Source organism: Clostridium sp. CAG:221 (assembly GCA_000435835.1).
Lineage (GTDB): Bacteria > Bacillota > Clostridia > Clostridiales > Clostridiaceae > Clostridium.
Genome location: FR883374.1, coordinates 1 through 15,412 on the forward strand (window position 1 = coordinate 1; position 15,412 = coordinate 15,412).

The following is a 15,412-nucleotide window of genomic DNA, read 5'->3' on the forward strand; positions in this document are numbered from 1 at the left end:
ATTTAAATGAAGTACATTGAATTCTTATTAAAGCTTATCAATATAATGGAAAATATGGTAAAATATGATATAAAGGGGTGTTTAAAGGAGATAATTTATGGATAAGCTTTTAACAGTGATGAATTTCTCTCATGTATATGAAAATGAAAAATTTTATTTAAGTGAAGAGTATAATTGGGTTGATTGTACAAATATTATTGGTACCAATGGATATTGTGATGAATCTGCATTAGTAGTATTAAAAGAAAAAGTACAAGCTATTAAGGCAGAAGGAATTCATTTTATTGATTCAGGAAATTATCATTATATAAGTCATTTATGGCTTGAGAAGATAGTTGAAGATTTTATATTGGTGGTATTTGATCATCACTCAGATATGATGAGACCTGCCTTTGGTGACATTTTATCCTGTGGTTCATGGCTCATGGAGGAAATAAAAAGTAACACCTTTATTAAAAAAGTACTTATCATAGGATTAAGTAAAGAACAAAAAGAAGCTATTCCTAAAGAATACTTAGATAAAGTCATTTGTATTTGTGAAGAAGAAGTAGCAAAATGGAGTGAACAAGATAATCTTTTAATTGATTTAGATAACCTTCCTGTATATATATCCATAGATAAGGATGTATTGAATAAAGAAACTGTTAATACATCATGGGATCAAGGAAAGATGAGTCTTAATAGGCTAAAGTTAATATTGTATAAGATAATAAAAAATAAAGATGTAATAGGTATAGATATATGTGGTGAAAATCAGGAAAGTAAAATGAAGTTTATTAAAAATAATGATATGGTTAATTCAGAGATTTTGAACTTCTGTTGGCATGAGGCTGGTTTGTCAATATTAAAAGAGTATGATAGTATATAAAAGAATATAAGCAGAATCTTATATATTTCTGTATTTTTGCAGATATTAATTGTAATTATATAATTACAAATGAAAATTATTGGAGGAATGAATAATGGATAAATTACCAAATTGCCCTAAATGTAATTCAGAATATACATATGAAGATGGAAATCTTTTAGTATGTCCTGAATGTGCTTATGAGTGGACTGCTGGTTCAGAAGCTGCAGGAGAAGAGCAAGAAGTAATAAAAGATGCTAATGGAAATGTATTAAACGATGGAGATACAGTTACAATAATAAAAGACCTTAAAGTTAAAGGTGCTTCATCAGCATTAAAGCAAGGTACAAAAGTAAAAAATATACGTTTACTTTATGGTGTATCTGATGGACATGATATTGATTGTAAAATAGATGGTTTTGGAGCTATGAAATTAAAATCATCAGTAGTTAAAAAAATATAGAAAAGATTCCGTATTAATAAGAACTTAATGCTTCAGAAATAAAGTTCATATTAATACGGTTTTTTTATATGTAATAATAAAAAAGTAGTATACTATAATTAAAACAAAAGATAAGAGTGGTGAAAAATGAAAGAAATAATAAATAATATTAAAGATAATGCACTTTTTTCTGGTATTAGTGGAGAAGAATTAGAAGAATTATTAAAACATTTAAATTATTATATAGAGAGATATCCTAAAGGTTCTATAATTTCACAGGAAGATGATAACTGTAATGCTATAGGTTTAGTATTACAAGGAACAGCTAATATAGAAAGAATATATCCTAGTGGTAAATCTATAGTAATGAAGAAGCTTTCTTGTGGTGATGTATTTGGAGAGGCACTTATTTTTTCTAAAACTACTACGTATCCTGTAACAGTAATGGCAAATAGTAATTGTATAGTAGGGTATTTAAATAAAGAGGACATCATAAAATTATTTTCTTTAAATGATATTATATTAGAAAATTTTCTGATGCTTTTAAGTGATAAAGTTATTGTACTTAATAATAAGATTAAAAGTATTTCTTTAAAAAATATAAAGCAAAAAGTTGCAGATTATATTTTGCAAGAATATAAATCACAAAAACAACTAATAGTAAATTTAAAAATGAACAAAGAAGAAATAGCAAATTTTATAGGAATTCCGAGACCTTCTTTATCAAGAGAATTAATTAAGCTTAGAAAAGAAAAAATTATAGATTTTGATAGGAATAATATAACTATATTAGATATAGATAAATTAGAAGAAATACTTTTTCATTGAAAAAATGAAAATAAACTTTGTAACAAATGTTACATATTTTATTTTAATTATAGGGTATTATATAGTATATATTTTGAAAATTAATTTTACGGGGGTTTAAGAAATGGAAAATAAAATGTTTTGTTTTCAATGTCAAGAAACAGCAGGATGTACAGGTTGCACTAAGTTTGGTGTTTGTGGAAAAAGCCCAGATTTAGCTAGAATGCAAGACCTTTTAATATATACAACTAAAGGGTTAAGTGAGATAACAACTAGATTAAGAGCTGAAGGACAAGCTATAGATGGAGCAGTTAATCACTTAATAACTATTAATTTATTTACAACAATAACTAATGCAAACTTTGATGATGAAGTATTCTACAGCAGAGTTAGAGAAACTTTAAATGTTAAGAATGAACTTATGGCAAAGTTAAAAGATACAGCAAACTTATCAGAAGCAGCTTTATGGGATGCATCTTCAAATGAAGAAATGGACAAGAAGTCTGATATAGGAGTTTTAGCAACTAAAGATGAAGATGTTAGAAGTTTAAGAGAACTTATAACTTATGGATTAAAAGGTATGTCAGCATACATGAAGCATGCTAATGCTTTAGGATATGATAGTGAAGAAGTTAATGCTTTCATGCAAAGCACATTAGCTAAGTTATTAGATGATTCTTTAACAATAGACGAACTTATAGCTTTAACTTTAGAAACAGGTAAAGTTGGTGTTGATGGTATGGCATTATTAGACCAAGCTAACACTGAAACTTATGGAAATCCTGAAATAACTAAAGTAAATATTGGAGTTAGAAATAATCCAGGTATCTTAGTATCAGGACATGACTTAAAAGATTTAGAATTATTATTAAAACAAACAGAAGGTACAGGAGTAGATGTATACACTCACTCAGAAATGTTACCAGCACATTACTATCCACATTTAAAGAAATATTCTCACTTAGTAGGAAACTATGGTAATGCATGGTGGAAACAAAAAGAAGAATTTGAAAGCTTTAATGGACCAATTCTTATGACTACTAACTGTATAGTACCACCTAAGGACTCATACAAAGATAGAGTATATACAACTGGAGCAGCTGGATATGTAGGATGTACTCATATCAAAGGTGAAAGCGAAGATAACAAATATTTCTCAGCAATAATAGAACATGCTAAGAAATGTAAAGCTCCAACTGAAATTGAAACTGGAGAAATTGTTGGTGGATTTGCTCATGCCCAAGTATTTGCTTTAGCAGATGCAGTTGTTGAAGCGGTAAAGACAGGAGCTATTAAGAAATTCTTCGTAATGGCAGGTTGTGATGGTAGAGCTAAGTCAAGAAACTACTACACTGATTTTGCTAAAGCTCTTCCAAAGGATACAGTTATCTTAACTGCTGGATGCGCTAAATATAAATATAACAAATTAGATCTTGGAGATATTAACGGAATTCCAAGAGTATTAGATGCAGGACAATGTAACGATTCATACTCATTAGCTTTAATAGCTTTAAAATTAAAAGAAATATTTGAACTTGAAGATATAAATGATTTACCAATAGCATTTAATATTGCTTGGTATGAACAAAAAGCAGTAATAGTATTATTATCATTACTATACTTAGGAGTGAAAAATATTCACTTAGGACCAACGCTTCCAGCATTCCTTTCACCTAACGTAGCTAAAGTATTAGTTGAAAACTTTGGTATTGGTGGAATAACTAATGTTGAAGATGATATAGAAATGTTTATGAACATGTAATATATTGCATTAACAAAAGAAACCTCTTGGTTATTTACCAAGGGGTTTCTTTTAGTGATACTTATGAGGAAACATATGTATTAAAAAACTAAAATATACATAATATAGTCTTAATAGATATTTTATAAAAGTATATATTATTGGAGTATATTATGTTAAGAAAAAAAATACACAATGCATTATTTCTTATTATATTTTTACAGGTATTTTTCATATTTAGCAATTCAGTAGCTTTTGCTAAGTTAGTGGTAGATGAAGAAAGAAACATATTGATTGTAGCATCATACGATGCTGAAAATAAGTGGGAAATGTCAGTTATCAGCGGAGTTAAAGAAAAGATATCACCAGGAGCAATTATAAAAATAGAATATCTTGATAGTAAAGCTAGCAGTTCAGAAATATATGGTGATAGCTTTTTAAATTTACTTAATCTTAAATATAAAGAAGATAAAATAGATTGTATTTTGGCCATTGATGATGAAGCTTTTAATCTTCTAAGGAAAAATCTTTTTAAAGAAGATATGTTTTTTTATAAAAAGCCAATAGTATTTGTGGGAGTAAATAATTATGTGGCCTTATCATTAGAGGAAAGTTTTTATATGACAGGGCTTATGGAGTATCAAGATAATTCATTAATGTTAGAAACAATCCTTGAACAAAATAAGAAAACAAAGGATATTTACATTTTATTAGATACTAGTATATATTCTAAAACTATTAAAGAAAATATATTAGCATTTTATTCACTAGATATGCCACCTTTTAATGCACATTTTATAGAGAATTGTTATTTAAGTGAAATACTAAATTCATTAAGAGAAATAGATGAAAATAAATCAGCTATATATTTATGCGGTACATATATTGGATCCAATAATAGCAGTTTATCTTCTGAAGAGGTTATAAATGCCATTAAGGAAACAACTAATTCACCACTATACACTAAGCTAGAACATTATGTAGAAGCTGGTGCTATTGGTGGTGTAATAAATGATGGAAAGAAACTAGGAAGAAGAGCTGTACTTTTAATGGAAAATTTTCTAAATCAATTTGAAAGTATAAGTATAATTCCAATTTATAATATATTCAGTACTTCTGTATTTAATTATAAAGTAATGAAAGAGTATAGGATAAATCCCTTAAAACTTCCTAAAAATACTGTTTATATCAATAAAGGTCCTTTAGATTTACTTTTGCCTCATTACTTAGTAGTAATTGTCTGGGCAATAGTAGTTACTTTATCTATGTCCATAGTATTTTTAATATATCTTTATTATAAAAATAAAATAAAGGCTAGAGAAAACAGGCTATTGCTTATTGAATCAGAAGAAAGACATAAGATTAAGACAGATTTTATAATTACCTTATCTCATGAGCTTAGAACACCACTTAATATCATATTAAGTTCAGGAGGATTGCTAATGGAAAAAACAATTATAGGTCAGTTTGATAAGAAAATTTTTTATGAAAAGCTTCAATTTATTATGAAAAATTCCTATAGGCTCATAAGATATGTAAATAATATAATTGATTCAAGTAAATTAGAAATAGGTTATATGGATATTAAATTTGAAAATAGCAATATAGTATATTTAGTAGAAGAAGTAGTGTTATCTATAGTTGATATAGCAAAAGATAAGAATATAGAAATAATATTTAACACTGAAGAAGAAGAAATAATTACTGCTATAGATGAAGAAAAAATTGTTAGAGTAATTCTAATATTACTATCAAATTCCATTAAGTTCTCTAAAGAAAAAGGAGATATTTGTGTTGAGATGAGAAGAGAAGATGAAGAGGTAGTAATAAAGGTAACTGATAACGGAATAGGCATTAATGAAGATATGAAGGAAAAAATATTTGATAAATTCAAAAGAGTACAGTCAGTATCTAATCTTAATGTAGACCATGAAGGTAGTGGATTAGGCTTATATATAGCTAAAGGGTTTATAGAACTACATAATGGAAGTATTTCAGTAGTTAGTGAAGTTGAAAAAGGAAGTACATTTATTATAACTATTCCCATAGTAATAATAAAAAATGATTTACATAATATTAATCATATGGATGAAGATGAGCTTAACCGTATTATTAAGATAGAGCTATCTGATTTATAGAGAAAAAAGCTGTTAAGGAAAGTCACTTAATAGCTTTTTTATTAAAAAATAATTGACATAAATTTCTATACAATGTATATTGTAAATAACAAGAAAACGAATGTGCATGATAGGAGTACAAAAGGGGGTATTTATGAAAAAAATGTCTTTAATTTCAAGGATATTTGTTTGTTTATTTTTAGGAATTATTTTAGGGTTAGGATGTAAAAGTATTGGTCTTTTGTGGCCGGTAAGATTAGCAGTTACCTTTAGTAGCATTTTTGGTAGCTTCTTATCTTTTGTCATTCCGTTAATAATAATAGGATTTATAGTACCTGGGATAGCTACTTTAGGTAAAAAATCTGGCAAGGGATTATTGATTACAACAATCATAGCGTATGTTTCAACAATAGTAGCAGGGTTATTGGCATATTTAGCAGGGGCAACAATCCTTCCTAATTTAATTAAACAAGGAACATTAGCAGAAGAAACAGCAATTGAAGTTGCTGCATACTTTACAATAGATATACCAGCTATAATGGGGGTTATGTCTGCTTTAGTCCTAGCTTTTATTTTAGGTATTGGCATATCAAAAGTAAAAGATAGTTCTTTATTAAAGGTTTTTGAAGAGTTTAATTCAATAGTGCTTATGATAGTTACTAATGTATTGATCCCTTTAGTGCCAATATATATTTGTTGTATTTTTGCAAAGTTAAGCTTTAGTGGAGAAATATTTACTACTCTTAAGTCTTTTGCCATAGTATATGCAGTATTATTTTCATTACAAGCTATATATATATTAATTCAATATAGTATAGCGTCAGTAATAAAGAAGGAAAATCCTTTTAAATTGATAAAAAATATGCTACCAGCATATTTTACAGCAATGGGAACACAATCATCAGCAGCTACTATTCCAGTAACGCTTCAATGTGTAAAAAGTAATAATGTTGGTGAGGAAATAGCAGAGTTTGTAGTTCCTTTAGGAGCAACAATACATTTGGCAGGAGATACAATAACCTTAGTAATAACTTCAATGGCTGTGATGTATATGAATGGACAAGTTCCAACATTATCTCAAGTGATACCATTTATCTTTATGCTTGGAGTTACAATGATTGCAGCACCAGGAGTACCAGGAGGTGGTGTTATGGCGGCACTTGGATTATTAGAAACAATGTTTGGCTTTGGTAGTATAGAAAAGCCTATAATGATAGCTCTTCACGCAGCACAAGATAGCTTTGGAACAGCTACTAATATAACTGGGGATGGAGCAATTGCTGTAATTGTAGATTATCTTATAAATAAGAAAGATAATGAAAGTAATGTAGAGTTAGAATCTGCTTAAATTCATTTTAAACAATATTTTAGTTAAAATAATGATATAATTAAGGGTAACTATTAATTGATTATTTAATGAATGGAGGACTAGATATGTTTACTAAAGAAGAACTTTTAGTAATTGAAGATGCATTAAATATTGCAGATGAAAAATATATTAAGCTTATGGAAGAAAGTAGAAATAATAAAAATAAGCTTGTGGCATATAACAGAAAGCAAAAAAAATTATGGTTAGTTCAAAATAAATTAAAGAAGATTTTACAAGAAAAATAATAAAAACAGCCAGAGAGCAGGATTAATATCTTACTCTCTGGCTGTTTTTTAATCTATATATTTATTGATAAGTATAGCAATAATAATACCTATGGCAGTATCAAAAGTTCTATTTATAGCATAAAAATAAGAAGCTATTCCAGGATAATTAATCATTATGCTTATGAAAACAATACAGGCAATTGTTACAGCTGCAGGTTTCTTAAGCAGTGTACATGTATGTATAACAATAATAGTTCCAAATGCAGTTATTAATGCATTTGGAGTTGATATGTTAGGTAAGAAGGATAGCAAATAAATAGTAATAATTCCCAATAAACCACCTAAAAAGGTTCCAAGCAATCTATTAATACCAATAGATAAGCTATTTTCATAAGTATCCTTCATACAGATTACAGCAGCTATACATGCATAAAATGCATTGTCCCTTTTAAATAAGTTAAAAAGTGCAATACATATAAACACCGAAATAGCTGTTTTAATATTTCTCATACCTATTTTAGGAATATTGTAATTTCTCATAAAAACCCCCCTAAAAAATTCAATATATACCATTATATATTAGAAAAATAAAATATTTAATAAAATATTAAAAAAATCAAAAAAAGTTGAGTAATTAAGGACTAATATATAAGAAGTTTATAGCTCATTTTTAAGTTTAAATAGAAGCTAGAATTTAATAATATCTCTCCATCTGTTTTTAAAATTAACATGGATATATGATTTTACATTAATGGTACAAAATGCTTAAAATATTGAAAAAATAATTATTTTTAGCTTATAAAATGTAGAAAAATATAGATCCAACATGAATTTACAAAAAATTGAAATATATAGTATTTCTTATGTTGCTCCCTCTATAAAAAATAGAAAAATTTCAAGCAATTTTTGTCAATGAATAAATATATAATGATAAATTCAAATATCAAAATATTTTTAAAATTCTGAAAAATAATATAACTTTTTGGAAATTAAGAATATGAAATATAAAAATAATAAAATTTACATAAAAGTATATAAAAGTAAATTATAATACAATAAAATTAAATTATAATAAAAAATTAAGTGGTAAAAAGTAAAATTAAAGAAAATAAAAAATCTATATATTTATATATAATAAAGTTTAAATAAGTGAAAAATATTGCATTAAATACTAAAAGAAAATATATGCAATTATTAGCTATAAAACTTGCAGTTTGCTTTTGCTAGATTAATTTACAAAAATCAAAAAATATAATAAGATTTATAGGAGTAATTTGTATGGGAGGAATTTATGAGAAAAAATAAAAAGAGATTTTTTTTAATTTTAGTTGCTATGATATTTATTATAGCAAGTGTACTGATTATAAAGGAAAAAAATAGTGAGAATAAATATTATTCTACTAAAGCAGAAAAGCAAGATAGTACAGATAACGAAGAAAGTGAAGCTTCTAGCTCTTCAGATAATGAAGAAGGTGTTACCGAAGTAGTAGAAGAACCGGTAGAAGAGCAAGATGAGGCAGAGGTTGTGGAGTATATAAACATTGCACCAGAAGAAGTGAGCATTCCAATTTTAATGTATCATTCCATATGTGCAGATTATCCAGATAATAGTTTGATGGTGGCACCAGAACTCTTTAATGAACAAATGGCTTGGCTTAATAATAATGGATTTACTACAATGTCCTTAGAAGAAGTATATGAAGCCTTTGAAACAGGTAAGGTGCCAGTAAGACCTGTAGCTATAACTTTTGATGACGGCTATGCTGATAATTATACAGAAGCATATCCTATCTTAAAAAAGTACGGTATGAAGGCAACATTTTTTATAATAACCAATAATACTGATAAAGATGGTTACTATATGAATACAGATATGTTGAAAGAAATGAAAGAATATGGCATGGAAATAGAAAATCATACTGCATATCACTTTGAATTAGGGGGAGCATCCTTGGAAGATCAAAGGATGACCATAGAGGATGGACAAACATTCCTTAAAGAAAATATTGGAGTAGAAAGTAAGTTTTTATGTTATCCAGCAGGTAAATATGATGATACTACTGTGAGTTTAGATGCCCAGCTTGGAATTAAGGCAGCAGTAACTACTGAATATGGCTTTTCAAGTATAAATGATGGTTTATATACTTTGAAAAGAGTGAGAATATCACCTATGTCTATGGATAGTTTTATTAGTATTTTTTCTCCATTTACAGAATAAAAATCATATGACATAATTAATTTAATATATTTGGTAATAATAATATTAGATAATAGCTGGTTATTTTTAGTGAAAGTAATAGATATTTTATTAGGATGACAGTTATGGAGGTAACCATATGGCAAAATATAATAGCACAAATAATGATTTATTAAGAGATTCTAAGAGAAATACAACACCAAAGATATATAGTCTTTTATGTGATTTAGTAAATGATGAAAGAGAAGATTTGGCAGAATTAGTGTTAAAGGTTGATTATCTTATATCTTATGCTAGTAATGCAGCAAAAGGTAAGGATTTTCAAGAAGCTAAAGAAACTATATCTAAAGCCAAAGAAAGAATAAAAATGCTTAAGAGGGAAAATGCAGATGTCTCTCATTTAGAATATTTATTAGAAGGTGTAGAAAAAAAGATAAAGAAGTAAAAACTTCTTTATCTTTTTTTATAGAAATTATCTTCTTTTTCTGTTTTTGTTAGCAACTTCTACATTTACTTTTCTCTTGTTAATTTTCTTTCCAGAGCATTTTTCAAGTATTTGCTTGTGAATGCTGTAATCAACATTTACAAATGTGAAGTTTTCTAATATATCTATATCTCTTATTTGACGTCCGCCAACTTTAGCATTATCTTTGATATAGTTTAGTAATAATTTTATTGTTAATCCATCTCTCTTACCAGCTGAGAAGAATAATCTAACATCTTCTTTCTTAGGAGAAGCTATTTCGTTGTTTTTATAATCAAATGATAATTTATTTTTAAATTGATTTTGTATTAATGATGCAATTACATCTGTTGCATTATATTTTTCTGTAAGTTCTTCTGCAATCTTTGTGAATCTTGAAGTATCAGTATTACCTTCGATTATTGTACTTACTTCATCTAAAAGTATAGCAAATTTATTGTTATATATTTCTTCAACTGTAGGTACAGATTTTTTTACTATATTACTCTTAGTTACTTTTTTAATTTGGTTTAAGAAGCCAAATTCTCTTGGTGAAATTATGCTGTAAGCAGTACCAGTTCTTCCTGCTCTACCAGTTCTACCAATTCTGTGAACATAAGATTCGATGTCTTGTGGTAATTCATAGTTAAATACGTGAGTTACTCCATCAACGTCGATTCCTCTAGCAGCAACATCTGTTGCAACTAAGAATTTTAATGATCCGTTCTTAAACTTAGCTAAAGTCTTCATTCTTTGGATTTGAGACATATCTCCGTGCATTCCTTCAACCATGTATCCTCTGCTTTGCATAGATGAAACTAAATCATCAACACCTTTTTTAGTCTTACAGAAGATGATACCAGCAGATGGATTATCGAAATCTATTAATCTGCATAAAGTTTCAAATCTTTCACTATTATTAACTTCAAAGAAGTTTTGTGTAATTGTTGATCCAGTTAGTTCTTTTCTAGCGATAACAATATGTACAGAATCTTCTTTTAAATACTTCTTAGTTAATTTTTTGATTTGAGCAGGCATTGTTGCAGAGAATAAAAGAGTTTGTCTTTCTTCAGGAATACTCTTCATTATTTCTTCCATATCATCAATGAATCCCATGTTTAACATTTCATCAGCTTCATCTAATACTAAGAATTCAACTGAATCTAAAGGTAAAGTACCTCTTCTTATGTGGTCTAAAACTCTTCCAGGAGTTCCAACTACTATGTTAGCTCTCTTTATATCTCTTATTTGATTGTGTATTGGTGCACCACCGTAAACAGCAACTACGTTTAATTTTTCATACTTTGCAAGTTTAACTAATTCATCGTGAACTTGTATAGCTAATTCTCTTGTTGGTGCTAATATAATTGAACTTATTGCTTTTCTGTTAGTTATGTTGTTTAGCATTGGAAGTCCAAAAGCAGCTGTTTTTCCAGTACCTGTCTGAGCTTGGCCAATTATATCTTGCCCTTTTAAAGCTACTGGAATAGCTTCAGCTTGGATATCTGATGGAGTAGTAAAGCCTAAATCTGTTACAGCTTTTAATAATCCCTCTTTCAATCCTAAGTCATTAAATGTTAATTTAGTCATATAGTATCCTCTTTCTTTTAAATATATTTTTATTTATAAATTTTAATCTACTAATTAAAATAATTATTCAGTACAACTATTTTTATAACTTATCTTAGTATATAGTAAAACAATAATTTATGCACTAAGTATTTATTGTAAAAATTAAAAAATACTAAAATTAGTAAGTAAAAATGAATTTATTTGCAGAAAAATAAAAAAATAAATAGTCATGTAGTTGACAAGTAGAGGAAAATAGTTCAAAATAACAAATTGAAAATAGTCATTATGCGACAGCATAAAATTATTGGATATTGTGTTATTGTGTTAATAGAGCAGATGGGCGGCTTAAATACTACCCATTTGCTCTATTTTTTTAAAAGAAAATTGTGAAAGGTGAGAAAAAATGGGAAAAATTTTAGAAGATAAGGTATTTTTAAAAGCAATGCTTACATTGGCAATTCCTATTGCATTACAAAATTTAATAACAACGTCATTAAATCTAGTGGACAACCTCATGATTGGTAAATTAGGAGAAACTCCTATAGCAGCAGTAGGATTAGCAAATCAATATTTCTTTATATTTACTTTATGTATAATGGGTATAAATGCAGGAGCCAATATATTTATGGCTCAGTTTTGGGGTAAGAAAAATGTTAAAGACATAAAGAAGATGTTAGGAATTGATATTACTATTGGATTTATTGCAACAATGATATTTGGTTTGGCAGCCTTTATTTTTCCTCATAAAATAATGGGAATATTATCAAATGATATTGAAGTAATACAGTTAGGTTCACAATATTTAAGAATTGTAGCTATAAGTACAATATTTGTTAACTTAAGTCAATGTCTTTCTTCAGCACTAAGAAGTACAGGACAGCCATCTATACCTATGTATGCTAGTTTAATAGGTGTTTTATGTAATGCAGTATTAAACTGGGTATTTATATTTGGTAATCTTGGAGCACCAAAAATGGGGGTGGCAGGAGCAGCTTTAGCAACGACCATTGCCAGAATAATAGAATTTATATATATTCTTGGTAATGTTTATATAGGTAAGAATATAGTAGCAGCAAAGGTAAGAGAATTATTTGATTTTAGTTTTAAAGATATAAAAGGTTATTTTAAGGTTTCAACTTCTGTAATTTTAAATGAGCTTGTATGGTCGCTAGGTATGACAGCTTATACAGTATCATATTCATTTATTGGCACAAGAGCTGTAGCTACAATGCAAATAGCAAATACGTTAAATAATATGTTTATGGTTATTTGTACAGGCTTAGGTGCAGCAGCAGCCATAATTATAGGAAATAAAATTGGAGCAGAAGAAGAAGATGTAGCCATAGATTATTCTAAAAGGATTAGTATTCTTGCACCGATTGCAGGGTTTATTTTAGGAATAATAATATGGATAGCAGCACCATTAATAGTGAAACCTTTTGATGTAAGTGCAGAAGCATGTGCAGATACTATTAGAGTATTAAGAATAATGGCAATTTTTTCAGCTTTAAGATTCTTTAATACAGTATTGATAATAGGTGTATTTAGAGGTGGCGGAGATACTTTATATACAATGCTAGTACAACTTGGTACAGTTTGGTTTTATGCAGTACCAATAGCCTTTTTTGCAGCTATAGTATTAAAGATGCCAGTGGAAGTGGTATTTTTCCTAATTTGCTCTGAAGAGCTTGTTAAGTTATCATTTAGTATTTCTAGATTGAAATCATGTAAGTGGATAAAAAATGTTATAAATTAAAAAAATCTGTATAAGGGAGTTTATAGTTTCCCTTATACAGATTTTTTATTATTGAGGTAGTTTGCTAGCTACAATTGATTGAACTTTTGCTGGTAACTCTTCTAATTCTTCTTTAGATAAACCATCAGTTTCAACCATCTTATGTATATAAAAGTCTACAGTTGCTTTTTTTATCCATGGTCCATTACCATGCTCCATTATTTTGTATGAACCATTCATGGTAATAGGTACTATAGGGCATTTTGCTTTTGTGGCAAGCTTAAAGCTTCCTGCTTTAAATTCTGCCATTTTATCACCTTTACTTCTAGTTCCTTCAGGGAAGATAACTATTGAAAAACCAGCTTTTAAGTTTCTTATACCTTTTATAATAGCTTCTCCTGATTTTCTTACATTTGATCTATCCATAAATACACAATGCAGAGCATTCATCCATCCTGTAACTAGAGGGATTTTTTGTACTTCAATTTTTGAAATAAATCCAATTAGATTAGGAATTGAAGTTAAGTATATTGGTATATCAAAGTTTCCTTGATGATTTCCTACATATAAAACAGTTCTGTCTTTAGGAAGGTTTTCTAATCCATGTATATTTACCTTTACTCCTGCAATTTTAAGTAATGAATTTGCCCATATACGAGCACATTTATTAGTTAGATTATTGCTTTCTTCCACTCGTCCTTTTTTAGATAAATATTTAACTCTTAGAAGGAAGGGAGTACTTATAATTAAACTTAAGAAAAACCATATAAACCAAATAATTGTTCTTATCATAATAATTCACTCCTATTTTATTAGTACATTCTTACAGTATACTATAAATTTATTATGTATTCAAAAGATGGTATAGAAAGAGTAAAAGCAAAGTTGGAAGTTTTTCATATATTATCAATGAAGATAATTTAATAGAGGTTATGAATTTGAGCGATTTTAATAAAGAAAAATTAAATGTTGTCTTTGCTACTGACATAGATAAGAGCGGACCAATAATACCTAGAAGATATACTTTAACTCATAGTGATGAAACTGGAGAGTTGTTTTTAAGTATAGGAAAATATTATGATTACAGCAAGGTAAATGAATCAAGGGATGAAGTCTTAGGATGTTGGAACTGTGATGAGAATAACTTATATTATTTAAGATTTGAAGTGCTTTTAGATGCTTGTGGTGGTGAAGAAAAACTAGCCATAAGAAATAAAATTTTTAGAGATGAATTACCAATGGCTATTAAAGCCATAATATATGGAGATAGAGAATTTCTTCTAGGTTGTGGAGAGTTATATGAAAGTAAGGTAATTATCAAATTTAAATCTAGCAATAAAAATTATAGTGCTGTGGAACAGTGGGGATATGTAAAAGATTATAAGGTAAAAGAAGCTGATGAATGTAGGTATTATAGGCAGAAAAATAAGGGTGTCATGAATAATACTATTGAAAAAAAAGCTACTAGCCAAGAAAATATTAGTATGGAAAAATTCCAACCTATGGATATGGAAGGAAACCTAGTTAGTTATCCAACACCATTTTCACCTGGAATGCAGTATCCAATTCCAGTTAATCCACAAAATAGATGTTCAATCATTGAAAGAGCTTTAATGGATATGCTTTTTCCTTATATAGAAAATCAGGTGTTTTTAAGTTTTGGCAAAAATACTCCATTTTGTTTAAGGCAAGGAAGAATTTTAAATGCAAGGGTTATATCTAGCTATGGACCATGTAGGCAGCAATATGAAATAGTAGTGGGAATAAAGGCAGGAAGGGTACCTCCACCATATGATAATCTCATAATAACATTCTTAATTAACAATAATAGAGTTACTGTAAAATCGGCTAAAAATCCTAGATTTGAATAATAGAAAAAATTGACATAACAGAAA

The 15,412-nt window shown here is 28.1% G+C and carries 14 protein-coding genes; 11 read left to right on the forward strand and 3 right to left on the reverse strand.

Going from position 1 to position 15,412, the window contains the following annotated elements; translation table 11 throughout:
- Window positions 1-97 precede the first annotated feature (97 nt).
- The 7 genes from Q5O44_RS02920 to Q5O44_RS02950 all read left to right on the forward strand — a co-directional run bounded on the left by Q5O44_RS02920 (window position 98) and on the right by Q5O44_RS02950 (window position 7,568).
- Window positions 98-868 carry an arginase family protein gene (locus Q5O44_RS02920; RefSeq protein WP_022166894.1) on the forward strand — a complete coding sequence of 257 codons (771 nt, stop codon included), beginning with the start codon at window positions 98-100 and terminating at the stop codon, window positions 866-868.
- A 94-nt stretch (window positions 869-962) separates the two neighbouring features.
- Window positions 963-1,310, forward strand: coding sequence for a zinc ribbon domain-containing protein YjdM (locus Q5O44_RS02925; protein WP_022166895.1), 348 nt, complete (start codon window positions 963-965; stop codon window positions 1,308-1,310).
- Window positions 1,311-1,436: 126 nt separating this feature from the next.
- A complete protein-coding gene (locus Q5O44_RS02930) occupies window positions 1,437-2,117 on the forward strand; it encodes a Crp/Fnr family transcriptional regulator (RefSeq protein ID WP_022166896.1) in 681 nt (226 codons plus the stop codon).
- 103 nt (window positions 2,118-2,220) lie between these two features.
- The gene (hcp, locus tag Q5O44_RS02935; protein ID WP_022166897.1) at window positions 2,221-3,858 is read left to right on the forward strand and encodes a hydroxylamine reductase; all 1,638 of its coding nucleotides are present in this window, start codon (window positions 2,221-2,223) and stop codon (window positions 3,856-3,858) included.
- A 152-nt stretch (window positions 3,859-4,010) separates the two neighbouring features.
- The gene (locus Q5O44_RS02940) at window positions 4,011-5,975 is read left to right on the forward strand and encodes a HAMP domain-containing sensor histidine kinase (protein ID WP_022166898.1); all 1,965 of its coding nucleotides are present in this window, start codon (window positions 4,011-4,013) and stop codon (window positions 5,973-5,975) included.
- Window positions 5,976-6,108: 133 nt separating this feature from the next.
- Window positions 6,109-7,302 (forward strand): dicarboxylate/amino acid:cation symporter, encoded by a 1,194-nt coding sequence (locus tag Q5O44_RS02945; RefSeq protein ID WP_022166899.1) that lies wholly within the window; start codon window positions 6,109-6,111, stop codon window positions 7,300-7,302.
- 86 nt (window positions 7,303-7,388) lie between these two features.
- Window positions 7,389-7,568, forward strand: a complete 180-nt coding sequence (locus Q5O44_RS02950; RefSeq protein ID WP_022166900.1) for a hypothetical protein — start codon at window positions 7,389-7,391, stop codon at window positions 7,566-7,568.
- 48 nt (window positions 7,569-7,616) lie between these two features.
- On the opposite strand, the gene Q5O44_RS02955 is transcribed toward Q5O44_RS02950, so the two are convergent.
- The gene (locus tag Q5O44_RS02955) at window positions 7,617-8,090 is read right to left on the reverse strand and encodes an aromatic acid exporter family protein (protein ID WP_022166901.1); all 474 of its coding nucleotides are present in this window, start codon (window positions 8,088-8,090) and stop codon (window positions 7,617-7,619) included.
- A gap of 751 nt (window positions 8,091-8,841) precedes the next feature.
- Between Q5O44_RS02955 and Q5O44_RS02960 the strand changes: the two genes are divergently transcribed.
- Entirely contained in the window at window positions 8,842-9,768 is a 927-nt protein-coding gene (locus Q5O44_RS02960) for a polysaccharide deacetylase family protein (RefSeq protein ID WP_022166902.1), read from the forward strand.
- A gap of 118 nt (window positions 9,769-9,886) precedes the next feature.
- On the forward strand, window positions 9,887-10,192 hold the full coding sequence (locus Q5O44_RS02965) for a hypothetical protein (protein WP_022166903.1): 306 nt from the start codon (window positions 9,887-9,889) through the stop codon (window positions 10,190-10,192).
- Between the two features lie 27 nt (window positions 10,193-10,219).
- Here the strand turns inward: Q5O44_RS02965 and Q5O44_RS02970 are convergent, their stop codons facing one another.
- Window positions 10,220-11,800 carry a DEAD/DEAH box helicase gene (locus Q5O44_RS02970; protein WP_022166904.1) on the reverse strand — a complete coding sequence of 527 codons (1,581 nt, stop codon included), beginning with the start codon at window positions 11,798-11,800 and terminating at the stop codon, window positions 10,220-10,222.
- A 385-nt stretch (window positions 11,801-12,185) separates the two neighbouring features.
- Here Q5O44_RS02970 and Q5O44_RS02975 point away from each other — a divergent pair, with 385 nt between their 5' ends.
- Window positions 12,186-13,538: an MATE family efflux transporter gene (locus Q5O44_RS02975; RefSeq protein WP_022166905.1), complete on the forward strand. Its 1,353-nt coding sequence runs from the start codon at window positions 12,186-12,188 to the stop codon at window positions 13,536-13,538.
- 48 nt (window positions 13,539-13,586) lie between these two features.
- Here Q5O44_RS02975 and Q5O44_RS02980 read toward each other — a convergent pair whose 3' ends face one another.
- Window positions 13,587-14,309, reverse strand: a complete 723-nt coding sequence (locus tag Q5O44_RS02980; RefSeq protein ID WP_022166906.1) for a 1-acyl-sn-glycerol-3-phosphate acyltransferase — start codon at window positions 14,307-14,309, stop codon at window positions 13,587-13,589.
- Between the two features lie 146 nt (window positions 14,310-14,455).
- Between Q5O44_RS02980 and Q5O44_RS02985 the strand changes: the two genes are divergently transcribed.
- A complete protein-coding gene (locus Q5O44_RS02985) occupies window positions 14,456-15,388 on the forward strand; it encodes a staygreen family protein (RefSeq protein ID WP_022166907.1) in 933 nt (310 codons plus the stop codon).
- Window positions 15,389-15,412: the final 24 nt, after the last annotated feature.